The 22349-nt window shown below is 42.8% G+C and carries 21 protein-coding genes and 1 pseudogene; 16 read left to right on the forward strand and 6 right to left on the reverse strand.

Annotated features, from left to right (window positions below; all coding sequences use genetic code 11):
- From pknB to spoVM, 5 genes are all read left to right on the forward strand, one after another.
- Entirely contained in the window at window positions 1-2109 is a 2109-nt protein-coding gene (gene pknB / locus BK120_RS14810; protein ID WP_076268272.1) for a Stk1 family PASTA domain-containing Ser/Thr kinase, read from the forward strand.
- A complete protein-coding gene (gene rsgA / locus BK120_RS14815) occupies window positions 2060-3034 on the forward strand; it encodes a ribosome small subunit-dependent GTPase A (protein ID WP_256710896.1) in 975 nt (324 codons plus the stop codon). The genes pknB and rsgA overlap by 50 nt, the downstream gene beginning before the upstream one ends.
- A 5-nt stretch (window positions 3035-3039) precedes the next feature.
- Entirely contained in the window at window positions 3040-3684 is a 645-nt protein-coding gene (rpe, locus tag BK120_RS14820; RefSeq protein ID WP_076268273.1) for a ribulose-phosphate 3-epimerase, read from the forward strand.
- An 11-nt stretch (window positions 3685-3695) separates the two neighbouring features.
- A complete protein-coding gene (locus BK120_RS14825; RefSeq protein ID WP_076268274.1) occupies window positions 3696-3971 on the forward strand; it encodes a hypothetical protein in 276 nt (91 codons plus the stop codon).
- Window positions 3972-4092: 121 nt separating this feature from the next.
- A complete protein-coding gene (spoVM, locus tag BK120_RS14830) occupies window positions 4093-4173 on the forward strand; it encodes a stage V sporulation protein SpoVM (RefSeq protein WP_010345573.1) in 81 nt (26 codons plus the stop codon).
- Window positions 4174-4272: 99 nt separating this feature from the next.
- Here spoVM and rpmB read toward each other — a convergent pair whose 3' ends face one another.
- A complete protein-coding gene (rpmB, locus tag BK120_RS14835) occupies window positions 4273-4461 on the reverse strand; it encodes a 50S ribosomal protein L28 (RefSeq protein ID WP_053375639.1) in 189 nt (62 codons plus the stop codon).
- Between the two features lie 293 nt (window positions 4462-4754).
- Between rpmB and BK120_RS14840 the strand changes: the two genes are divergently transcribed.
- The 5 genes from BK120_RS14840 to BK120_RS14860 all read left to right on the forward strand — a co-directional run bounded on the left by BK120_RS14840 (window position 4755) and on the right by BK120_RS14860 (window position 10203).
- Complete coding sequence (locus tag BK120_RS14840) at window positions 4755-5114, forward strand: Asp23/Gls24 family envelope stress response protein (protein WP_076268275.1); 360 nt, start codon at window positions 4755-4757, stop codon at window positions 5112-5114.
- Window positions 5115-5170: 56 nt separating this feature from the next.
- Complete coding sequence (locus BK120_RS14845) at window positions 5171-6898, forward strand: DAK2 domain-containing protein (RefSeq protein ID WP_083682002.1); 1728 nt, start codon at window positions 5171-5173, stop codon at window positions 6896-6898.
- 33 nt (window positions 6899-6931) lie between these two features.
- Window positions 6932-7786 carry a DegV family protein gene (locus BK120_RS14850; RefSeq protein WP_076268277.1) on the forward strand — a complete coding sequence of 285 codons (855 nt, stop codon included), beginning with the start codon at window positions 6932-6934 and terminating at the stop codon, window positions 7784-7786.
- Between the two features lie 7 nt (window positions 7787-7793).
- Window positions 7794-9845 carry an ATP-dependent DNA helicase RecG gene (gene recG, locus BK120_RS14855; protein WP_076268278.1) on the forward strand — a complete coding sequence of 684 codons (2052 nt, stop codon included), beginning with the start codon at window positions 7794-7796 and terminating at the stop codon, window positions 9843-9845.
- Between the two features lie 70 nt (window positions 9846-9915).
- Window positions 9916-10203: a stage VI sporulation protein F gene (locus BK120_RS14860; protein ID WP_076268279.1), complete on the forward strand. Its 288-nt coding sequence runs from the start codon at window positions 9916-9918 to the stop codon at window positions 10201-10203.
- 62 nt (window positions 10204-10265) lie between these two features.
- Here the strand turns inward: BK120_RS14860 and BK120_RS14865 are convergent, their stop codons facing one another.
- Window positions 10266-10961, reverse strand: a complete 696-nt coding sequence (locus BK120_RS14865; protein ID WP_076268280.1) for an SOS response-associated peptidase — start codon at window positions 10959-10961, stop codon at window positions 10266-10268.
- Between the two features lie 168 nt (window positions 10962-11129).
- Between BK120_RS14865 and BK120_RS14870 the strand changes: the two genes are divergently transcribed.
- Complete coding sequence (locus tag BK120_RS14870) at window positions 11130-12425, forward strand: DUF2515 domain-containing protein (RefSeq protein WP_076268281.1); 1296 nt, start codon at window positions 11130-11132, stop codon at window positions 12423-12425.
- Between the two features lie 189 nt (window positions 12426-12614).
- On the opposite strand, the gene BK120_RS14875 is transcribed toward BK120_RS14870, so the two are convergent.
- Entirely contained in the window at window positions 12615-12941 is a 327-nt protein-coding gene (locus BK120_RS14875; RefSeq protein WP_076268282.1) for a YolD-like family protein, read from the reverse strand.
- A pseudogene (locus tag BK120_RS14880) lies at window positions 12938-14086 on the reverse strand (DNA polymerase IV); the annotation flags it as partial. The gene BK120_RS14875 and the pseudogene BK120_RS14880, both read right to left, overlap by 4 nt.
- A 402-nt stretch (window positions 14087-14488) precedes the next feature.
- On the opposite strand from BK120_RS14880, the gene BK120_RS14885 reads away from it, so the two are divergent.
- From BK120_RS14885 to BK120_RS14900, 4 genes are all read left to right on the forward strand, one after another.
- Window positions 14489-17068, forward strand: coding sequence for a lipase/acyltransferase domain-containing protein (locus BK120_RS14885; protein WP_076268283.1), 2580 nt, complete (start codon window positions 14489-14491; stop codon window positions 17066-17068).
- Window positions 17069-17085: 17 nt separating this feature from the next.
- Window positions 17086-17643, forward strand: coding sequence for a hypothetical protein (locus BK120_RS14890; protein WP_076268284.1), 558 nt, complete (start codon window positions 17086-17088; stop codon window positions 17641-17643).
- Window positions 17644-18961: 1318 nt separating this feature from the next.
- Window positions 18962-19306: a hypothetical protein gene (locus BK120_RS14895; RefSeq protein ID WP_076268285.1), complete on the forward strand. Its 345-nt coding sequence runs from the start codon at window positions 18962-18964 to the stop codon at window positions 19304-19306.
- 106 nt (window positions 19307-19412) lie between these two features.
- A complete protein-coding gene (locus BK120_RS14900) occupies window positions 19413-20453 on the forward strand; it encodes a type II toxin-antitoxin system antitoxin SocA domain-containing protein (protein WP_076268286.1) in 1041 nt (346 codons plus the stop codon).
- 62 nt (window positions 20454-20515) lie between these two features.
- Here the strand turns inward: BK120_RS14900 and BK120_RS36405 are convergent, their stop codons facing one another.
- Together BK120_RS36405 and BK120_RS34905 are read right to left on the reverse strand one after the other, a co-directional pair.
- Complete coding sequence (locus BK120_RS36405; protein WP_144376769.1) at window positions 20516-20641, reverse strand: IS3 family transposase; 126 nt, start codon at window positions 20639-20641, stop codon at window positions 20516-20518.
- A gap of 9 nt (window positions 20642-20650) precedes the next feature.
- Window positions 20651-20854 (reverse strand): helix-turn-helix domain-containing protein, encoded by a 204-nt coding sequence (locus BK120_RS34905; RefSeq protein ID WP_144376760.1) that lies wholly within the window; start codon window positions 20852-20854, stop codon window positions 20651-20653.
- A 513-nt stretch (window positions 20855-21367) separates the two neighbouring features.
- Between BK120_RS34905 and BK120_RS14910 the strand changes: the two genes are divergently transcribed.
- Entirely contained in the window at window positions 21368-22300 is a 933-nt protein-coding gene (locus BK120_RS14910) for a protein kinase domain-containing protein (protein WP_144376761.1), read from the forward strand.
- Window positions 22301-22349 lie beyond the last annotated feature (49 nt).

Genomic DNA, 22349 nt, shown 5'->3' on the forward strand with positions numbered 1-22349 from the left:
ATGATTGGACAGGATTTAGGCGGACGTTATGAAATATTGACTCGCATAGGCGGCGGCGGGATGGCGCTTGTGTATAAAGCGCATGATGTGCTGCTAAATAGAAAAGTCGCAGTGAAGGTGCTGCGGCAGCAATTTGTGCATGATGAAGAATTTATTCGCCGATTCCGTCGTGAAGCACAGTCAGCAGCTGCGCTATCTCATCCGAATGTCGTCAGCATTTATGATGTAGGACAAGAAGAAGATACGCATTATATCGTTATGGAATATATTGAAGGCCATAATTTGAATGAAATTATACAAGAGCGAGCGCCGTTGCAGCCAGATGAAGCGGTGCGCATTGCTATGCAAATTGCAGATGCGCTTGATCACGCGCATCAAAATCACATTATTCATCGTGATATTAAGCCGCATAATATATTAATTGGCAAAAATGGACGTGTAAAGGTTACGGATTTTGGTATCGCAAGGGCGGTTACTTCATCCACGATTACACAGACAGGCTCAGTTATCGGATCGGTTCACTATTTTTCCCCTGAGCATGCCAAAGGAATCAATACCGGAGAAAAGTCTGACTTATATTCGCTTGGCATCGTGCTCTATCAAATGCTGACAGCTAAGCTGCCGTTTCTTGGCGAGAGCCCAATCAGCGTAGCTTTGAAGCATTTGCAAGAAAATTTCGAGGAGCCGCGAATCGTTAATCCGCATATTCCGCAAAGCGTTGAGAATGTTATTCTCAAAGCGATGCGTAAAAATCCAAGTGAACGTTATAATTCAGCACATGAAATGCTGCTAGATTTGGATACCTGCCTTCGTCCCGACCGGTTGAAGGAACCCAAAATCACATTCGCACATGTTAATGATTTGGAAGAGACGCGAGTGATGCCTGCTATTCGCGGCGATATTCGGCCAACTGAAACAACACAAGAGATTGCGCGGCCTGTCAGTTCGGTCAATGATGAGCAGCAAAAAGAAGTTGAATTGCAGCCAAAGCCCAAGAGCTGGAAAAAACCGCTTACTGTCGTAGGTGTTACACTGCTCATACTGGCGATTATTATATTTGGCTTCATCAAACTTCTTGGGGTGCTTGATGTTGCAGAAGTAGACGTGCCTACTGTCGTAGGCAAAACCGAAATTGAAGCGCGTCAATTGATTGAGGCCGCGGGGCTTAAGATAGAAGATCCAACCATTCGCGAGCATAACAAGGAAATTCCGAAGGATCAGGTGATAAGTCAGTCAAAGATGAATATGCGAGTGAAGGAAGGCTCTCTTATTCAATTAACGGTTAGTGACGGACCTGAGCTAGAAGAAATTGACAATTATGTTGGGAAAGCGCTGCAGACCGCTATTGATGAGCTTATTGCACTTGGGATAACAGAGGATCAAATCGTAATTGAAGATCCTGTTTTCAGTGAGGAAGCTCCAGATACGATCATTCAACAGTCGCCAAAACCGGGTGAATCCTACAATCCTGAATCGGTTGAATTTAAATTCGTAGTCAGCAAAGGCCGCGAGACCGTTGAGATGCCTAACTTAATTAACAAGCCGCTTGATGTAGCCAAAGATTTGATCAAAGCATACGAGCTTACACTAAATAAAGCTGATATTTTGTATGCTCCGAGTTATTTGCATGAGAAGGATCATGTCATTAGCCAAGATCCATTTCAACCTAATGAGAAAGTAACCAAAGGGGAAAAAATTACAATCACTGTCAGCTCAGGGCCGCCAGCCGATGCGAAAGAGCATAAGTTTAATATTATGATTTCACCGGCGGAAGCAGGCAAAGCAAGTGAAGTTCGAATTGAATACTCCGATGCACGCGGTGAAAATATTGTAGCAGAGAAACGTAAAATTACAGGTATGGAAACCTTCGTAGTTACCGTTCTTGTCTCACCGGATACGGAAGCCAGAGTAACGGTATTCCGAGACAATCAGTTTATTGATATCAAAACAATTACGTACAAAGAAATAGTCAATGGCACGAATTCATCCAATTTGACTATTCCGGGTAATGAAGTGAAGGAAACAGAAGCGCCGACACAAACGGAGGTTACCCAAAACAATGATGAGCCAATTGAAGAAGAGCAGCAGCAAGAGCAGCAACAGCCATAATAGCAAAGAGGGTCATCTCAAAGGCACGATAGTAAAAGCGCTTAGTGGTTATTACTACGTAAGAGCGGAGAATGCGGCGTCGGACTCGGCAACAGTCCAATGCCGCGCTAGAGGCGTCTTTAAGAATAAGGGCTTAACGCCGCTTGTAGGCGATGCAGTGATGTATAGCTTGACGGAGAACGGTGAAGGAACCGTCGAGGAGCTGCTGCCTCGTACATCAGAGCTTATTAGACCGCCAGTTGCGAATATCGATCTTGCGATTCTTGTGTTTTCGGTTACAGAGCCTGCTCTCAATTTGCAATTGCTGGATAAGTTCCTTGTGCATATCGAGCATGCAGGCATACCAGCCGTATTATGCTTAAGCAAGCAGGACTTAGAGAAAGACGGTTTGGAAACGGAGGAGGCGCAAGCTGCGGCTGCCTCCGTTAATCGTATATACAGAGCACTTGGATATGAAGTGTTCGGGACAAGCTCTCGTTTGGGAGAAGGCATTGCTCCATTTCAAGAAAAGCTGAAAGGCCATATGGCTGTATTTGCCGGACAATCAGGCGTAGGCAAGTCATCACTGCTTAATGCGATCGTTCCTGGTCTTAAGCTGGAGACCAATGAAATCAGCAACCGTCTTGGACGAGGCAAGCATACAACGAGGCATGTGGAGCTTATTGAAATTGGAGGCGGCTTAGTCGCTGATACACCAGGATTCAGCCAGCTGGACTTTCAGGAGCTGGGTATCGAAGATTTAGGTTATTGTTTTGTAGAAATGCGCGAGCTGTCTCCCGATTGTAAATTCCGTGGGTGCACGCATGTAAGTGAACCAGGCTGCGCCGTGCTTGCTGCGGTTGAGAGCGGGAAAATAGAAAAAAGCAGGCATGACCACTACTTGCTGTTTTTGACGGAGATGAGAGAGAAAAAACGGAGGTACTAACAACTATGACGATTATTGCCCCTTCCATATTATCGGCCAACTTTGCAAGGCTAGGAGAGGAAGTTCAAGCTGTCGAAGCGGCTGGAGCAGATTGGATTCACATCGACGTGATGGACGGACATTTTGTCCCCAATCTAACTTTTGGACCGCCGGTTATTTCAGCTATTAGGCCTGTGACGAAGCTTCCTTTTGATGTGCATTTGATGATTGAACGTCCGGAACTTTCAATTGAGGACTATATTGCAGCAGGCGCGGACCGCATTACTATTCATGCTGAAGCTTGTATGCATTTGCATAGAACCGTTCATTACATAAGAGAAAAAGGGCTTCCTGTGGGCGTAGCGATTAATCCGGCAACACCTGTTTCTGTGCTGGAGCCTATTTTGCATGATCTTGATCTCGTGCTTATTATGACGGTTAACCCTGGATTCGGGGGTCAGAAGTTCATTCCTTATTCGCTAGTGAAGCTGCGCCAGCTTCGTGCGATGCTGGAGGAGCAGGGACTAGATGATGTTCATGTACAGGTTGACGGTGGTGTTAATCAAACAACGGCAGCAGTCATTCGTGAAGCTGGCGCTAATGTGCTTGTGGCAGGAAGCGCCGTCTTCTCAGAGGTAGACCGAGCCGCGGCAATCGCGGTATTGCGCTAGGAGGTACTGCGATGAATGAACGGTTGAAAACAACTCTCTGGCTGTTGATGTATACATTTCTTGCCGGACTGCTGCTAGCGCTATTCTCGATGATATCGGATTTTTATCGGTATCTCTTCTCGCTGCTCGCATTGTACGTGGGCATTCGGTTTTTCCGGAGATTTGAAAAGCTAGGCATGCGAATCGCTTTTTTCGCGCTATCGATCGTATTTTATTTACTAATTGCTGTCGTTGGAGCGGCTATTATATATATAAGAGATAATCCAATGCCAATAACGGGCGCATAATAGGCTTTCCCCTCAGATGCACTATGGAATAGGACAAACTGACGACGCATAGGATGTTTACATGAGCGTAGTAATGTTGTCACGGATAAATTCGATGAGCGTGTCTGAGGAGGGATGAGGCATGAAATTTTATACAATCAAACTGCCTAAATTTTTGGGCGGGTTCGTAAAGGCGATTTTGAATACCTTCCAAAAAAATTAGGTCTAGATGCTGCAGGACACCCTTCGGCCGTGATCGTAGAAAAGCAAAAAAAAAAGCACCTGAGCGCTCAGGTGCTTTTGTCTATGGCCATTGCCATCATTATACGCGTGTAACTTTACCAGCTTTAAGTGCGCGTGTGCTAACATAAACACGTTTCGGTTTACCATCAACCAAAATGCGAACCTTTTGCACGTTTACGCCCCAAGAACGACGAGTTTTGTTGTTTGCGTGGGAAACGTTGTTACCTTTACCAGGTGCTTTACCTGTAAGAAAACATTTGCGGGACATGACTACACCTCCTTTAAATCTTGCTTGAACAAAACGGATTCCATTAATATGGCTTCGTTATGCGTGAGGAAAATTTCATTCGTAAGCGAAATAACATTTAAACACACTTGAATATCGTATCACAAACATTGGTTCTGTTCAACCTAAATATAAGGACAAGGATGTTCTTTATTGCTTTTAAAGCGAGCAACCATGCAGAATAACTGGATTTATTGAACAGACTTCTATAAAGGAGCCGTTTATAGTACAATAATACTTAGTCCATAATACATACAGTAAGGGAGTGTATTTCCATGCCAATGCAGCTAAGCACAGAATTAGGTTCCATACATGTCTCAGACCATTGCATAGCCATTATTGCGGGCTCTGCGGCCATGGATTGTTATGGACTTGTCGGGATGGCTTCACGCAAACAGCTAAAGGACGGAATTGCCGAGTTGCTCGGACGAGACAATTTGACTCGCGGCGTTGAAGTTAGACGAGTAAATGAAGAATTGCATATTGATCTCTACATCATCGTAAGCTATGGAACAAAAATTTCCGAGGTAGCGCATAACATTCAATCCAAGGTAAAATATGTGCTGAACGACGTAATCGGTCTACAAGTGGAAGAAGTCCATATAATTGTGCAGGATGTCAGGGTACTTAAGTAACAGGGAGGGAAATTTCGTTGAGTAAGCGCTTTATAAACGGATCTGATTTTACCGCAATGGCACTGCTCGGCGCGGATTATTTACAGCGAAACGCAGAGCACGTTAATGCATTAAATGTATTCCCAGTGCCGGATGGCGACACGGGAACAAACATGAACTTAACGATGTCCTCAGGCGTTCGCGAGCTGCGCAGCAAGCCGTCAAGCAGCATTGGAAAAACGACAGAAGCCTTATCTAAGGGGCTGCTGATGGGGGCTCGGGGCAATTCCGGCGTTATCTTGTCACAGCTGTTCAGAGGTTTCTCCAGGTCGCTTGCCGGTCTTGAAGAAGCGGGAACGGTGCAAATAGCCGCTGCTTTGCAATACGGTGTTGACCTCGCTTATAAAGCTGTCGTAAAGCCTGTAGAAGGAACGATTCTTACCGTTGCCAAGGAAGCTGCGAAGCATGCCGTTCAGTACGCCCGTAGAACGAGTGACGTGGCTGAGTTGATGCACGAGGTGCATCAGAAGGCATATGAAGCTTTGCAGCGTACGCCTGATTTATTGCCTGTACTAAAGCAGGTTGGCGTAGTCGATTCTGGCGGACAAGGTCTCGTGTTTATTTATGAGGGATTCGTACGCAGCCTAGCAGAAATCGATGGCCAGCTTGATACTTATTCGATGCCGTCAGAAGCAGCTCCACCTGAAGAAGTGGCTGTTCCTATTATCGTGCCACCAATTCGCAAGCAAGAGCCGATCTCGGCACAAGCACGCTTAGCGACGGAAGCAATTGAATTTTTATACGATATGGAATTTTTTATCAATCGCAAGCTAAGCGGACAAGCGGGAGCGTTTTTTGATGAATCCGCTTACAAGCGTGCTCTTGGGAAAGATGGAGACTCTATATTGGTCATAACAGAAGACGATATTATTAAAGTTCATGTACACTCTCGCAAACCGGGAGACGTACTGAACCTATCGCTTCCTTACGGAGAATTAACCGATATTCATATTCTTAATATGCGCGAGCAGCATCGTGATTTGCTTGAGCATGAGGAAGAGGATTCAGCCATTGTTGACTATTCTGCAGCAGAACTGCTTGCAGGGCAGGCCGTACAGGGAGTCCCGCCTGGTCAAGTATTTGAATGGGCGCCGTTTGGAATTATTGCTGTTGCTCTAGGCGAGGGGATTACGAACATTTTCCTCGAAAATGAAGTGGATACGGTATTGTCTGGCGGTCAGACGATGAATCCGAGCACAGAAGATTTTGTGAAGGCGATCGAGGCTCTGTCAGCAGAGCATATCTATATATTACCGAATAACGGAAATATTATTTTGGCAGCTGAACAAGCTGCTGAGCTTAGCGAGCGGAATGTGACGATTATCCCAACTCGCACGATACCTCAAGGTTTAGCCGCTGTACTTGCTTTCAAGGAAGACGAGACGGCTGAACGCAATAGCGCATGGATGAAAAACGCTGCTGAGCAGGTTATGTCGGGACAAGTAACAAAGGCTGTGCGAGATACGACCATTGAAGGTGTGGATATTCGCGAGGGCGATTACATCGGCATTAAAGAAAAAACGATAGTTGTATCCAAAGCAAGCTTGCTCGAAGCCTGCCAATCGCTCATTGCCAACATGCTCGATGCAGGCGGAGATTTGCTGACGATTTTGTCAGGTGAGGATGCGGAAGCGACAGAAACGGCGTCGTTATGCGAATGGATCGGGGAGCAGTATCCTGATCTGGAGCTTGAATTGCAAAAAGGCGGACAACCGCTGTATCCGTATGTTTTTGCTTTGGAGTAAATGTAATCGTTCTAACAATGGGAGGAAATGGCCATGGGAAAGGTCCGAATAGTAACGGATAGCACATCTGATATTCCGGAAGAGGTCAAGAAGCGCTTGGGGATATCAGTAGTTCCCCTTAAGGTGCTGTTTGGCGAGGAGACGTTTCTAGATGCCGTGACGATTACGTCCGAACAATTCTATGAGAAGCTTGCGCAGTCATCTGTTCTTCCTACAACATCTCAGCCATCACCAAACGAGTTCTCAGAAGTATATGAGGGCTTGATTGCGGAGGACGCTGATTCACCTATTATTTCTATTCATTTGTCAGCCGCGCTCAGCGGTACGTATCAATCGGCTGTCATTGCTCATTCCATGCTCGAGCAAGAAGCGGATATTACGATAATCGATTCTAAATCTGCTTCATACGGGTTCGGACTGCGTGTTGTGAGAGCTGCCGAAATGGCACAAGCAGGCGAATCGAAAGAACGGATTATCGAAGAGATTGAGCGGCTTGAGCGCAGTACTAATTTATACTTTCTAGTCGACACGTTGGAATATTTGCAAAAGGGCGGACGAATTGGCAAAGCATCCGCGCTGATCGGTTCAATACTCAACATAAAGCCTATCTTATCTTTGGACAAAGATGGGGTTGTGCTAGCTGTAGATAAAGTGCGCGGCTCTAAGAAGGCGATGGCTCGTATCATTGAATTATTGAAACAAACGTATGGCGATGAGCCGGTCGGTATGACAATGGCTTACTCTTTCAGTAAAGACACAGCTGAGGATTTGTGTGAGCTATTGAAAGCCCAGTTCAATGTACAAGAAATGAACTGGACGACGGTAGGTGCTGTTATCGGCACGCATACGGGACCTGGCACATCGGCCGTGTTTATGTACAGGATGTGATCGTAAAATGACACTTGATCAAATTTCTGTTCGGCAAATCAAAGGCGTGAGTGCTCCCAAGGAATTGGAGCTTCACGCCTTTGGCGTGAGAACAGTGGCGGATATACTTGATTATTTTCCATTTCGCTATGAGGATTATCGCATTCGTGAGCTGACCGATGTAAAGGAAGGCGAGAAAGTAACGGTTCTAGGACATGTCCGAGGCATTCCTATGCTGCAGCGATATGGAAAAAGCAAATCAAGATTAACATGCAAGGTTGAGGTTGGGCAGTGGCTCGTGACGGCAGTCTGGTTTAATCGGCATTTTCTGCAGGACCAGCTTGTCATTGGCCGTGAGATTATGCTTACGGGCAAGTGGGAACAGCAGCGCCTGCAAATGACGATATCGGACTCGGAGTTTCCTGGCAGCGGCGGACCGGCTAAATCGGGAACGCTGCAGCCGGTTTATTCGGTAGGCGGAAGCATCACACAGCCTTGGATGCGGAAGACCGTGCGTCAAGCGTTGACGCAATATGGGTCGATGATTGAAGAAATTTTGCCGTTTGAGCTTGTGGAGCAGCATCATTTGATGCCCAGACGCGATGCGGTACATCGCATTCATTTGCCGGATGATACGAAGGAAGGACTGCAGGCGCGCAAACGATTGGTATACGAGGAGCTGTTTCTGTTTCAGTTGAAGCTCCAAGCGTATCGGGCTCTTAATCGCAAGCGGAATGATGGCATAGCACATCGAATTGAGAGTGAGACGATTCGTCAATTTGCTGCAACCCTTCCGTTTGAGCTGACAGATGCTCAGAAGAAGGTCGTTAATGAGATTTGTGTCGATATGAGAAGGCCGTCCTGTATGAATCGGCTGCTTCAAGGCGACGTTGGCTCCGGCAAAACGGTTGTGGCAGCTATTGCACTGTATGTTGCTGTGAAATCAGGTCATCAAGGGGCTTTGATGGTGCCAACAGAAATACTGGCTGATCAGCACATGCGCTCGCTTACAAAAATGTTCGCAGAGCTCGGGATTGAGGTTGCTCTTCTAACAGGAAGCGTGACGGAACGCAAACGCAGGGATGTGCTTGCGGGGCTTCAAATGGGCATGATTGATATCGTCGTTGGAACGCATGCTCTAATTCAGGACGATGTTTTTTTTCGGAGCCTTGGGCTCGTCGTTGTGGATGAACAGCATCGTTTCGGTGTTAATCAGCGGAGCGTGCTGCGGCGCAAAGGGATGAACCCCGATGTGCTTACGATGACAGCAACGCCGATTCCGAGAACGATGGCGATTACCGCATTCGGCGATATGGACGTATCGACGATTCGCGAGCGGCCGCATGGGCGCAAACCGATTAAGACGTATTGGGTTAAGCACAGCATGATGGAGCGTGTGCTCGCTTTTATAAGGAAAGAAGTAAACAAGGGGCGTCAAGCTTACATCATCTGCCCGCTGATCGAGGAGTCGGAGAAGCTCGATGTGCAAAATGCGATTGATTTGTATGTGCAAACGCAGCAGTCGTTTCCTGATTTGCGGGTAGGCCTGCTGCATGGACGCCTTTCAGCTGCGGAGAAAGAAAGCGTGATGGGTGCTTTTGGCGCAAATGAAACGCATGTGCTTGTGGCGACGACGGTCGTTGAGGTAGGTGTCGACGTTCCTAATGCGACACTTATGATCATTATGGATTCGGAGCGATTCGGATTATCTCAGCTGCATCAGCTGCGAGGACGTGTAGGGCGGGGAGAGCATCAATCACATTGTATATTAGTAGCCGATCCGAAATCAGAAACGGGACGCGAGCGAATGAAGGTCATGACGGACACGGATGACGGATTTGAAGTGTCTAAGCGGGATCTTGAGATTCGTGGTCCGGGCGATTTTTTTGGCACGAAGCAAAGCGGCTTGCCAGAGTTTCGTTTGGCTGACATGGTCGCTGACTATGAGCTGCTGGAGCTTGCTCGGGACGATGCTGCTGAATTAACAGGACGAGATGATTTTTGGACGAATGAGTCGTTCGTTAGATTGCGCAGCTTGCTGGAGCAGGATCAATTTTTTCAAGGGGAACAGCTGGACTAGGCAATATTCACCTCCTTTCGGCATATAGTTTAACGATGTGACTGGATTGCCTGATGGAGGTGTCAACGAAGTGAGTTACCAAAACTATGGGATTAAGCCTCAGCTGGTCGAGCGTGTTAAATACAAAATGAAAAACCCTGCTGTGAAGGAACGGATTAGGGACCTGCTAGGAAATGTGACCAAATACGATTTGCAAGATCGGCCAAAGGTTAGACGGCTTGTGAAAGCGGCGTCCGTTATTTTGCAGGAGCAGCTTACGGATACACAGGAAGACCAGATTGTTGCTTTCATTATGGCGCAAAAGATTGACCCGAACAACACGTTTCATTTGCTGAAACTGTGGGGGATGTTTCGCTGACCGCTTTGGTCAGCGATTTTTTTTTATTTGGCAATGGGAACATCGTTCCGCTTGGTTTGCTGCTACCATAGCTCGAGCTGCTCGTCCACTTCAATGCGCTCGATTAAAGAAGAGTCGTCGTTTCGGACGCTTCCGACTGCAAGGGAGACAGGGTAAGCTTCAAGCTCATGCGATGAGTACGGCTTAAGGAGTGGAGTGATCATCTTAACGTCCGTTACCGCGCGGTTCAGCCACAGCTGCTCTGCCTCGGGCCGCAAAATGACCGGCATGCGATCATGAACCTCGGAAACGAGCTCGTTTGGCGTAGTTGTTAGAATCGTACAGCTATTTATTTTGGTCCCTTCAGGAGATATCCAGGTCTCGTACAGACCGGCCATGCTGAATAAGGAGCGGTTTTTAAGCACGAAGCGCATCGGCTGCTTGCCTTGTGCTGTCGTTTTCCATTCATAGAAACCATCGGCAGGGATGAGGCAGCGCTTGCGCTGCAGCGGGGCCTGAAAGGCTGGTTTGCTCGCTGCTGTCTCTGATCGAGCATTCAGCATCTGGAAACCAATTTTTGGATCATCCGCCCATGGCGGCACAAGTCCCCACTTCAGCTCGCCTAGCCGATTATTTTGGCCATCATTTATAATGGTCAGCACCTGCTGGCTCGGAGCTATATTATATTTCGGACGGTGAAAAGGTACCATCGTTTCTTCGATCATATATCTAACCATCAGCTCTTCCAACGTAACCGTGAGTGTATACCTTCCGCACATGGCTGTCATCTCCTTTCTAATGCTTTTATTATACATCGTGAGCGCTCGAATCGCATATGTTGCATACACGGTATGACGAACTGCTCCGTGGCTGATACTGGATACTATAGGGTTTAAACTAGGCAGCAAGCTTGTATAGTCAACGACGCGATAGGAGGAGCACTGACAATGGACAAAAAGCATGAGGGACGGTCTTATCGCCGGACATTCGGTTACTGGCTAGGGCAGCTGCTCGCGCTCCCCAGCGCTGCGTTTGACTATGCAGTAGGCAAGTGGGGGGCAATGAGCGCATCGGATGCGATGATTGCGGAAGCAACACCGCTGCAGCTTTCAGCTTCTTCCGTTGCAAAATTGAAGTATGCATGGTCGAAGCATTTTGAATCTACTGATGCTTCAGCAGTGACAAGCTGGAATGAAGAGGAGCTTGCGCTAATCGAACGAATTCGCGCTGAGACTGCTGCTGCCAATCGGAATAACGTGACGAGAACGGAAGCTTATCGTATTTTGTATTTCCGCACTCCGGAGCTGCACTGGGCGCTGCTTGCGCATATGGTGTCCCGGAATGGCGGTTGGAATATGACTGACTTGCAAGGCGAGTGGCTTCCATGGCTGCTGAACTCGGAACAGCGGTTAGCTGTGTTTCGTTTTTTGGAGCAGGCGAATGCATTGATATTTCAAGATGCTTATCCACAGCTGCTCTTGTATGAACGGAGCAGGCGCGAAGGGAGGAGCTTGTTCCATCTGCTGCCTGCTTTTGGCGTATCCTCGTTTATGGCGCCGGTCTGGAAGCAGTACTGGCGAGATCGCGACGCGGTGCCGCTGACGATCGCATTAATCGTTAATGAGCAGCATTATATCGAGCAGCGTGTTGTACAGCATCCCTTTTTTCGAGAGAAGGTGCTGCATACGTTATTTTTTGGTCTGCAATCGCTGCTTCAGCTGAACGGGGTTATTTTCCCTTATGGCAATGGCCCGGGAAAAGGGGAAGGAGCATTTGCGCTGCGGCTCTCTGGTCTTATTTTGGAGCGGTTTGAAAATATAGAAGAGAGAATTGAATTCGGCAAGCGTCTTTATGCGATGTTATTCGGTGTACCGCGCGTCTATGAAGGAGCTAGATCCTTCGCTGCTGCGGTTAAGCATACAGGCTCGCGTGCCGACTACGCGCCGCATATGTTTACGCGTGTACGTCAGCAGCCTCCACAGCCAATTTATAAGGAGCGTCTGCTGGGTGCACGGTTAAAGCCTGGTGCTGAGCCGCTTTACAGCCCAGAGCTTAGTGCAGCGTGGAACGATCAACCCCTTGAAATGCCGGAGCCTGGGGATTGGTTTACGTCCGTTGCCGATATTTCACCTTATTTTCAAAAGCTGCCAATGCCGCATTCTTTTGAAATTACGAATGAATATGGGCTCATGCTTAACAAGATTGAACTGGCTGTTCTTGCGGTGCAGCGTGGCAATAAGTGAAGTCCTGGACTTCGACACTTGTTGGCGGAGCTGGACGAGATCGAGGGAAAAAGCCAGAAGCGATACAAAATAATATCAAAAGAAAACAGGAACTGCTTCGTTGGCCATTCTGCCAGTTGAGCAGTTCCTGTTCAAGGATAAGTTCTACTTTGGGCTGCTTTGAGCGAAGCTAATGGAACAGAGCACTCCTTATTCCCAGGCAGCAGCGCCTTCAACATCGTGGATAGAGAACCACTCGCCATCGACCATGAAGCGGCCTTTCAGCTGATCTACGCGGTCGACGATTCCGCTGACGGTCAGTTCCTCATGCGGATGAAACAAACGGAGCGTGATGGGCTGCCGCTGCTGCAGCGATTCTGTCACGGAGCGGGCTACATGTTCCCATTCCTGTTCATCCAGCTCCACCCGTTCACGCAGCCGCAATGCCTTCTCCTGCTCATTGATTGCGACTTTGTGCTCGGGCAGCATCATGCGGCTTGACTCCCAAAGTCCGTTGCCTTCAAGTTTTTTTCTCATTTGTAATGTCCTCCGATCTTCTCAGAGCGGTGCTGCGCTTGTCCCGCGTCCGTAATGGACACCGCTCTCAAAATAGTGGCATCCCCATATTTCCTCTTCAAGGCGTCCGTCGCCCGCTCAAGCGCCATCGTCTTCTCGCGGTTCGGATCAAACAGAGAAAGCTGGTATTCGTCATCCTGCGAAAATTGCGATAGGCTGACGCCAACCTTCCTTACGGGATAACCGTCCCAATGCCGCATCATCAGCTCTACCGCGGCCCGATAAACCTGATTCGTGACGTTTGTCGGATCGTCCATCTTCATCTGACGGCTAAAGCCCGTAGGCCGATCATAATCGGCACCCATTAATCCGACGGAAACGACATGCCCCATATATCCTTTGCCTCGGCAGCGCTGGCAAACGAGCTCGGTCAGCTCAAGCAATACAACTTTGATCTCCTCCAGCTTCCCATAGTCACGCGGGAGCGTCATCATATGCCCGATGGCCTTGGGCGCAACCTGATGTGTGCCCGGCGTAACGGGACTTTTGTCGATTCCGTTTGCGATGTTCCAATACAGCTCCGCGTTGATATCGGAGTTTTTGCCGAATTTACGGCGCATCATCAGCTTCAGCTTCTCAAGCGGCGTTGCCGCTAATTGGCCGATCGTCTCCAGTCCCATCGATTGGAAGTGCCTCGTCATCCGGCTGCCGACCATGAACATCTTGGAGACGGGCAAGGTCCAGAGCGTATCCTCAAGATTGTCTCTGGAGAGGGTGTAAATGCCTGCATCGTTTTTTTTCGCATAGTTGTCACAGGCCGTCTTAGCCAAAATTTTATTCTCCGCAATACCGAAGCGGGTGTACACTCCAAGCTCTTCTTGGATGCGGGTTTGGATATGATGAGCCAGCTCATCCGGTGAGCCGTACAAATGCAGCGAGCCCGTTACATCGAGAAATTGCTCATCAATTGAGTAGGGCTCAACGAGGTCTGTGTAGGATTGATAAATGCTCGTAATCATCATAGAAACATCGATATACAGCTGCATGCGCGGTTTGATGATAATTAAATCCGGGCATTTCGCCAGCGAGTCGCCCAGCCGCTCAGCAGTCGTTACTCCAAATGACTTGGCGATCGGGCAAGCGGCGAGAATGATGCCGGAGCGGCGTTATCAAGACTAAATTATAAGAAATGTTGAAATTTGTTGGGTTGTATCAATGTTGATATGTTTATGTTGATACTTTTCTGGGGTTTACTTATGAGTATGGTGTCATTATTCTGGACTGTACTGTCTGTTCTATTGAATTTTAAATTTTAGTCCATCGTATGAATACCCTTACCTAAACTAATGTTTATCAACCTTTACAAGCTTTATAATCTTTAATCATTTTATAAAGCGATTACGTTTGCTTTTCACTTGATCCTATCGGACGCTTTTGTTAAGAAGAAAACACTATATTTTGTCGAATAATGTCTTATTATAGGTTTTAATAGCTAGTAAATTCCTTAACAAAGTATAGTATAATAATTCTACAATTAAGACAATATACCTAGAATCGAGGGAAAGTGTGTGGAAATTAAGAACATAGTCATGATTCCGGGAATAATGGGGACGAGACTCCGTAAAGACAAACGTACAGTTTGGCCTCTAGCTTCAATTCACAATGCACACAGAGAATTAATTTATGAGAGCAATCTTGATTTGGATCCGTACGAATGTCTTAGGCTCTATTATAAAAGAATGGAAAAATATTTGTCTGAAAAAAATTTTAATGTTTATGTTTTTCCTTATGATTGGAGAAAAAATAATCTCGATCAACTTGAACTACTAAAAGCAAAAGTTAATACTTTTGATGGAGATTTTGCTATTGTTGCGCATAGCATGGGCGGGATAATTGCAAAGTTGTTTGTTAATTACTTTGAAGATGAGCCAGACTTAGTCAGCCGCATAAAAAAGGTAATTACACTTGGAACTCCTTGGAACGGTGCACCTTACGCATATAAAGCGATAAAATATGGGGTGAATATACCAGAATGGTTCCCTATGATTATGACGGCCTTAACCTCAAAAAAAATTGCTCCTGGGTTTGCAAGTTTATATCAATTGCTACCTCGGGAAAAATATACTCAGTTAGCACAAAAATATGGTAAAATGCACTTTTTAGAGTTCGAGGGCACCCCAATCGAGTCCTGGGATCAAATACAGGATGAATATTACGTACCTTTGATAAAGAGAAACTTTTCCGATACAGCGTATTCAAAAATAATTCTAGAATTTGAAGAATTACTGCTAAAGGAGTTTACAATCGATCATCACGAAGTAATTGGGTATGGAAAAAAAACTATCTATACCGTAAAAGAAAACTCTTATAACGAGCCAGAGAACCATTTCGATAACGGTGACGGCACAGTACCGATTATTAGTGCTATGTCGGACAATTCAATAAAGTACTTTATTTGTGAAAACCATAATGGACTAGCAAAAAATTGGAACGTATTAGATCTTGTTGAAAATATTTTAAATACAGTATCTGATCCAATAAGCGATAGTTCGGTAATTAAATCTGATTACGAAGAAGTCAAAGATGCTTCTTTTTCCGGAAATGTTATCAAAGTTGCTTGTCCAGTGACAGTTTCTCTATCGGACGAAAACGGAAATATCATTTACGGAAGCATTGAGATCTTAGATGATGAAGATATCGAGGAATTATTCTCTGAGAAATATGAAGTATCAACTATTGAAAATACAACTTATATTTTTGTAAATGAAGAAATACTCACATCTAATAATCCTAATCGAAAAGTAATAATTGAGGCTTACGACAGTGGCCCAACTTCAGTTTCAATTGAGAAATACGAAAATGGCAATGTAAAGAAAATTACTACATTTGATACTTTTAATATCAACCCTAATATTAATGCAGAATTGAAAATCGTAAATGATTTTATTGACAGTCAAATAATTCTTAGTGAGACAGGGAAAGACGATGTACTATTGGTACCGAATATCATTGATCTTGAAGAAAAAGATGAAATAATTTTACCTAAGACTGTGTTTAATATCACAGCTGATGATGTAATTGTCCCGGAAAAATATCCAAATAGTATAGTTGTTTCTGAAAATGTAGTATTAACATCGGAAGGTGTTGAAAAAGGGTCATATTCAATAAATGGTACCTTTTATTCAATCAATGGAAACAGTTTCAAGCTAATTTCTCCTGGAGAAAGTATTCCCTTAAAATTGCTAACTGGAATAAATGAAATGGTTTTATTCTCAAAAGATAGTCTTGGTAATGTTGAAGAAAAAAAGATCATAAATATTTATAAAGTAACGGATAGAGATCCAATAATTAGTTTTGAGTTTTACCCACATATGTATAAGTTACTAATTTCCGATAACAATGATTTAGTATATGAAAATTTAGGGATTCCAAGAGCAGTATCAGAAGTGAAGTTTGATAATAATGATAAAGTTTTTGGTGAAGACATTCTCTACATTGATAAGCAAAGAGTCATTAGTATTAATATTACAAATATTTTTGGAAGAGCAACACCATTTGAACTGACAGTAGATGAGAATGCAATAAAAACAATTTTCGAAGGTGAAGGAGATCATAATAATCTTAAGGAGTTTTTAGAACTTCTTAAAATAACACAGCCTTATGATCAAATTATGATGCATAAACATGCAGGCAGAGGAGGAGGCGTACTTAGAAAACTAACTAAAGCAAATATACAAAATGCAAAGCATATTTTTGTTCGAAAGAATAATCTTAAGGTTGATGTCTATAAAGGGATAGAATTTTTTATCTCATTTCAAAATTTCACACAAGACATTATAATTAAGGAAGAGGAAAATTATCCATTTGAATTTATCGTTATCGATCTTGAGTCAAAGAATGAAATTAGATCTAAAGAGTTCTCTGCTTTTGTAAAAGCAGAGTTTCATGAAGAGTTCATTTCAGAGGAAATTAATATTGTATTTGATGATGATTCCAAATCTTACAAAGGAAATTTTATTGTCTCTGAATTAAAAGACTTCTTAAAAGATTATTGGAAGCCTGATAGCTTAGAGGACATTGAGCTAGTAATTCAAGAACGAGGTACGGTTATTCAGGAAGTAACGACAGAGAAAATTATCATAAGATAAGAAAGGAGGGGCCTAGTTTGCTAATTTATTTTACGTTAATATTTATGTTTATTTCGATTTCCATGATTGGATATATTATAATTCAAAAAAAAATGAAGGATTATGATTTTTCTGAATTTCTTTTTTTTGGTTATAGGATTGCTGGTGCCCCTCTTTTTCTTACAATTACTAATTATTATTTAATTTTAGAATTTAATTTAAGTGTATATTTCAATTTTATGGCAATCGTTTTCTTTTCACCTGCTATCTTTTTGACCATTATTCAGAAGTTCGAGGAGATTAAAACAGATCAGTTAGTCAAAGAAATTGAAAAGAAGTTTTTACCTCTAATAAACAATTTTCTAACAAGAGAAGGGTTATTAGAAGAGAGAATTTCCTTCAGAATAAATCAAGGTAAAGCACAATCACCTGTACAAATAATCGTGACGATGCCTGAGAAAAAGCCATATTTTGAAGATGAACGTTTAGAACTTCAGCAGATTATACAAGCGGAATATACTTCAATAAGTATTCAATTAATTTTTGATTATAAATTTTCCCCCAAAAAAAAAAGTGAATTACTATACTCCTTATAGTTATAAAAACAATTGATTAATAAACTATAAAAGTGCAAAAAAAGAAACATAAAATCAGTTATAACATAAGTGATTTGCTTGCATTATGCCATGTGCGTTTATGTAGAAGATTATAAGGGAGGGATACTGATACATGCGGTGCCTATTAAAGTTAGCCCTTTAATTGAATCAACAAAAGAGAGCAACAAGCGTGCCTCGCCATGTTACACCGATGATTCCAGAAATTATATATTATGATTCTCATTACATCAAGTATTTTAAAAAACCTCTGTGTCCGTTATTAAAAACTATTCCCCACCTACAAAAAAATGATGCACATCAACACGGTGCACAACTCCAATTACATTTAATTCTTCTAACTAGTGGTTAAATCTAAGTACTATTTACGCTATCCCGATATTTTGAATAATGAAGCAATGTTCTGTTCATGAGCTCTATCTTATACTCATCGAGATAATGTCTTTCTAGTCTGCTTAGATTAGATAGCTGTTTGTTAATGGCAGCCATATGTTCCGATAGCATCATTCGACTCGATTCCCAAAGACCCTTTCGTCTAAATTTTTCATTTAAAGTGTCCTCCTATTCTAATTGACCCGTTGGTTGACCAGCATCAGTCTTGGATACATCTCTGATAATGTCAGAATTCCTGTGGCGGAGTTTGATTACGTCCGTTTCCAGTTCTAAGACCGTATGATTTTCACGATCTTGGTCGAATAATGCTATCAGATATTCATCTGCAGATGAATTGTTGGACAAGCGGATGTTAACTCTACGGACGGAGGAGTGGTCCAATGCTTGCTAAATAGCTGAAGAACCCCGGTATACACCTGATTTGTGACATTCGTTATAGCAGACATTTTGACCGCTAGTAAAACTCGGCGTTAAAGCCCGAGTCTTTTTCGCACTTCCGGCGCATCTTCGGTATGAATTGTTGAGTGGCTTCACGGATAATTTCTTAATAGTGTCTAAGCCAATGGCCTGAAAATGCATAGTCATACGAGATCGAACCATAAACATTGACTAAAGATAAATAATTATTTGTAATTTTTTTACTTTATCGTTGTTTATGTACACTCGTAGATATTCTTTTTTTTGTCAATGTTTAAATCTATTTTTGCATTGAATCAGATGGAGCAACTGGTTTAAAAGAAGTTTAGCATTATCTGATGGTTTAAGTAGAATCTATATAGTCTGGTATCAATGCTACTTGTTGTTCGATAGTTTCCAATGGAAATCTTTAAGAAATTAACATCAAACTTCAAATTGATACCATTTTATCGAAATAAGTGGTATCATTAAATTGAGGGGAGGTGAAACGATGCATAAAGACAGGCGATTAACTGTCGAATCGTTTTTAAGGCGAATGAAAATACTGGTTAGTACTGGCCATAAACGTTTAGTTTATCGGAAGGATATAAATGTAAAGAAAGGTTTGCTTGTACTCGGCTTTATTAACTCAAATGAAATTTGGACATCTGTGTTGGAATTGAAGACGAGCGATTCTATTAAGGATCCGGAGTTTGATCGAGATGGGTCAGGAGAACTTGTATACTTTTTTAAAAGAAAAATGCCTAATGCTTCTGTAGCCTACATTAAGTTGAAGATAAAGGCTACACATCAAGGTGAAATGTGTGTATGTCTGTCATTTCATCCAGATACATAAGTGCGAATTTGATTATTGAGTACATAGGAGGAGTCGACGACGTATTGACTCCTCTCATGCACTATACATAACTTACATAAAAATTTTAATTGAAGGAGTGAATTTAATGCGGTATTGCGATGAATGTGCTTGCGATCAGAAAAGTATCCTTAAAACCACAAAAGAGCTGTTTATATTACACGGTCATTCTTTTGAAGTTGAAATAGTCAAGGCCACTTGTGGGGAGTGTGGTTTTGAAGTATACGATGAAGAGTTACTTAATAATGCAATGCAAAATATTCATTCGACTTATAAAGAACTTTTTGGTGGTTTAACTGTTAGTGAGATCCGCGGTATACGAGGACAATATCCTGGATTAGGGAAAAGACCTTTTGCTAAAATACTAGGTATTGGATCAGCCAGTGTGGGACGTTATGAGTCTGAATCTGGAGCGTCAATGAACCCAAGCATATTGAACATTTATCGTGAGTTACTTGGGAATCCGGCCAAGATAGTTGATTATTATAATTTAAATCACACCTCTTTATCAAAAAGGGAATTAATCAAAGTAAAACATATTTTAAATCCATGGTTTAATGGAAATCAATTTGATGAAAGATCAAGTAAAGAATTAATAATTTTAGATGAAGAGATTATTGAGAATCTATATAAAGCTTATGCCCACACCTCATTGTCTGGGTATATAGAATTCGATTTTGATAAATTGGTGAATATGATTTTGTACTTCGCTAGAAATGGCGTGGATAGATCGAAGTTGATGAAGTTACTTTGGTTTTCTGATTTTTATCACTTTAGAAATCAAACGGTTTCGATTAGTGGCATTGTGTATCATAGATTGAAATATGGACCGGCGCCAAAAGATCATGACATTCTTTTAGCTCATCTTCAACATATGGACATTATAAAAGTAGAAGAGTATGAAAAAGATGAGGGTTGGGTGCATATAGAGATAAGATCAATTCAAGAATTTGATTCAACTGTTTTGGATGATACAGAAATCACTACATTAGAAAAAATTAAACAAATGTTTGGGGCGCTTGAATCATGGAGATTAAGCGAATGCTCACGCGATGAACGAGCATGGATTGAGACTGAGAACGAGATGCCAATAGATTATAAATACGCAATGGGATTAAAAGAAATTTGAGACGAGAAAGGACCCATCAATATATGGTCAAACCCCCATTTAGCGGACAATGAAATAAAACCTTATCTTGTGAGCTGGCTTCGGTACATTACCGGGGTCAGCTTTTTTAGTTTTCTCTGTAGTCGACAATGGTTGTAAAAGTGGATGTAATCCTCAATTCTGCTTTGTGCTTCCTCGATCGATCGGATATCAGAAGGTTAGAGTGCTTCCGTCTTTAGATGGAAGAAGAAGCTCTCCATTAAGGCATTCGGTTCTAGTGTCTGTAAGCCGAAGTCGCCTATCTGATTGTAACGCCGCATCCATACCTTCAACCGTCTCACATCAGCAATCTCCAGAATTTCTACTACTTTCTTCTTTGTTTCGATGCTATACGTGACCAACTTCTGCCCCTTCTTTGTCATAACGAAAAGCACCCCCTATAGATTTCATCGGCTAAACACTAAGGTGTTTTTCCAATGTCCACTATAAGGGGTGCACATCAGATCACCCATGCGTCCTACTTATTTTGCTCTAAGAGTATATCAATTTAGTATAAATATAGTATAGAGGCGAAGTAAGGCGCGACGTCACTCAATACGAGGAGAGATTTATGATGTGTAAGTCTCTTTTTATGCATGTTTTTCGAATTCGATTAGCCTTTTACTAATAGCTTATCCACCAATGGTTTGATAAGATATTTAAGTTGGAGGCCGAACGGAAGATTCATAAGAAGGGGAGATATCGTGTTCACAAGAAGAACAATTATAGGATCCATTGACTTATTAAAATTTGGTACGCATAAGGAATTGGAGCGATTTGCACTACAGTACCAAGTCGACGACCATATAGAAGGTACATCGCTTCAGATACGTATAAACTCCTTATTGAAATATCTTTTAGAACCGTACACCAATGACTCTATTATAGAGGAGATAGTGACAGCATCTATTAATTTGGAATTGAAAATACTTAAGCAAGCAGAAAATTTTTTTGGGGCCCTGGATGAGCAACCCACTTTCGAAAGTAAACACCCTGAGCTAACCCAATATTTAGAGAACGATGGTTACTCGATAGTTAATTATCAGCTACAAAGAACAAATGTAATGGAATTGAATCGTTATAACAAAAACGAAAAAATGAAGCTTGTCTATAAAGGCGGGGGTTCATACGCAGACGTTCATTACTATGAAGATCCTTTTTATAATCAGACTATTGCGCTAAAACGTGCCAAAAAGGATGAAATGTCAGAGAAAGAACTAATCCGTTTCAAGTATGAGTTCATCGAACTTCAAAAATTAGATTCCCCCTACATTGTAAAAGTTTATAGCTACAATGAAGAAAAGGTAGAGTATACAATGGAGTATGTGGAGTCAACGCTACACAAATATATAGTGAAAAATAACACGAAGATATCAATATCTACTCGTATTTCAATCATTAACCAACTTTTTAAAGCATTTATTTACATACATTCTAAAGGGCTATTACATCGAGATATCAGTACAGCGAATGTATTAATAAAAAATCATGATGATGGAACAACTATCGCGAAAGTTTCCGATTTTGGATTAGTGAAGAGACTAGATAGTACATTGACCGATCCAGACAGTAGTATCAAAGGTTCACTAAACGATCCCAACTTGATAAAAGTTGGTTTTGATAAATACGAAGTGCGACATGAGGTTTATGCATTAACGCAGGTTATTAATTATGTGCTAACCGGCAATACAAAAGGCGGACTATATAATCGTAATCAGAAGATTCAAGAATATTTAGAAATAGGAATGGATCCGGTTATTAATCTGCGTTTTTCCAGCATTAATGAAATGTCGGAAGAATTTGCGAGATTGAAACATTTGATTAAATAATTTTGTTATATAGAGTACCAGTTGAAAAAAGAGGAGCTGTAGCGAAGCT

The sequence above is a fragment of the Paenibacillus sp. FSL A5-0031 genome (assembly GCF_001956295.1).
GTDB lineage: Bacteria > Bacillota > Bacilli > Paenibacillales > Paenibacillaceae > Pristimantibacillus.

Coding starts and splice junctions, on each gene's coding strand:
- pknB (WP_076268272.1), top strand. CDS start 1: ATGATTGGACAGGATTTAGGCGGACGTTATGAAATATTGACTCGCATA.
- rsgA (WP_256710896.1), top strand. CDS start 2,060: ATGATGAGCCAATTGAAGAAGAGCAGCAGCAAGAGCAGCAACAGCCAT.
- rpe (WP_076268273.1), top strand. CDS start 3,040: ATGACGATTATTGCCCCTTCCATATTATCGGCCAACTTTGCAAGGCTA.
- BK120_RS14825 (WP_076268274.1), top strand. CDS start 3,696: ATGAATGAACGGTTGAAAACAACTCTCTGGCTGTTGATGTATACATTT.
- spoVM (WP_010345573.1), top strand. CDS start 4,093: ATGAAATTTTATACAATCAAACTGCCTAAATTTTTGGGCGGGTTCGTA.
- rpmB (WP_053375639.1), bottom strand. CDS start 4,461: ATGTCCCGCAAATGTTTTCTTACAGGTAAAGCACCTGGTAAAGGTAAC.
- BK120_RS14840 (WP_076268275.1), top strand. CDS start 4,755: ATGCCAATGCAGCTAAGCACAGAATTAGGTTCCATACATGTCTCAGAC.
- BK120_RS14845 (WP_083682002.1), top strand. CDS start 5,171: ATGGCACTGCTCGGCGCGGATTATTTACAGCGAAACGCAGAGCACGTT.
- BK120_RS14850 (WP_076268277.1), top strand. CDS start 6,932: ATGGGAAAGGTCCGAATAGTAACGGATAGCACATCTGATATTCCGGAA.
- recG (WP_076268278.1), top strand. CDS start 7,794: ATGACACTTGATCAAATTTCTGTTCGGCAAATCAAAGGCGTGAGTGCT.
- BK120_RS14865 (WP_076268280.1), bottom strand. CDS start 10,961: ATGTGCGGAAGGTATACACTCACGGTTACGTTGGAAGAGCTGATGGTT.
- BK120_RS14870 (WP_076268281.1), top strand. CDS start 11,130: ATGGACAAAAAGCATGAGGGACGGTCTTATCGCCGGACATTCGGTTAC.
- BK120_RS14875 (WP_076268282.1), bottom strand. CDS start 12,941: ATGAGAAAAAAACTTGAAGGCAACGGACTTTGGGAGTCAAGCCGCATG.
- BK120_RS14895 (WP_076268285.1), top strand. CDS start 18,962: ATGCATAAAGACAGGCGATTAACTGTCGAATCGTTTTTAAGGCGAATG.
- BK120_RS14900 (WP_076268286.1), top strand. CDS start 19,413: ATGCGGTATTGCGATGAATGTGCTTGCGATCAGAAAAGTATCCTTAAA.
- BK120_RS34905 (WP_144376760.1), bottom strand. CDS start 20,854: ATGACAAAGAAGGGGCAGAAGTTGGTCACGTATAGCATCGAAACAAAG.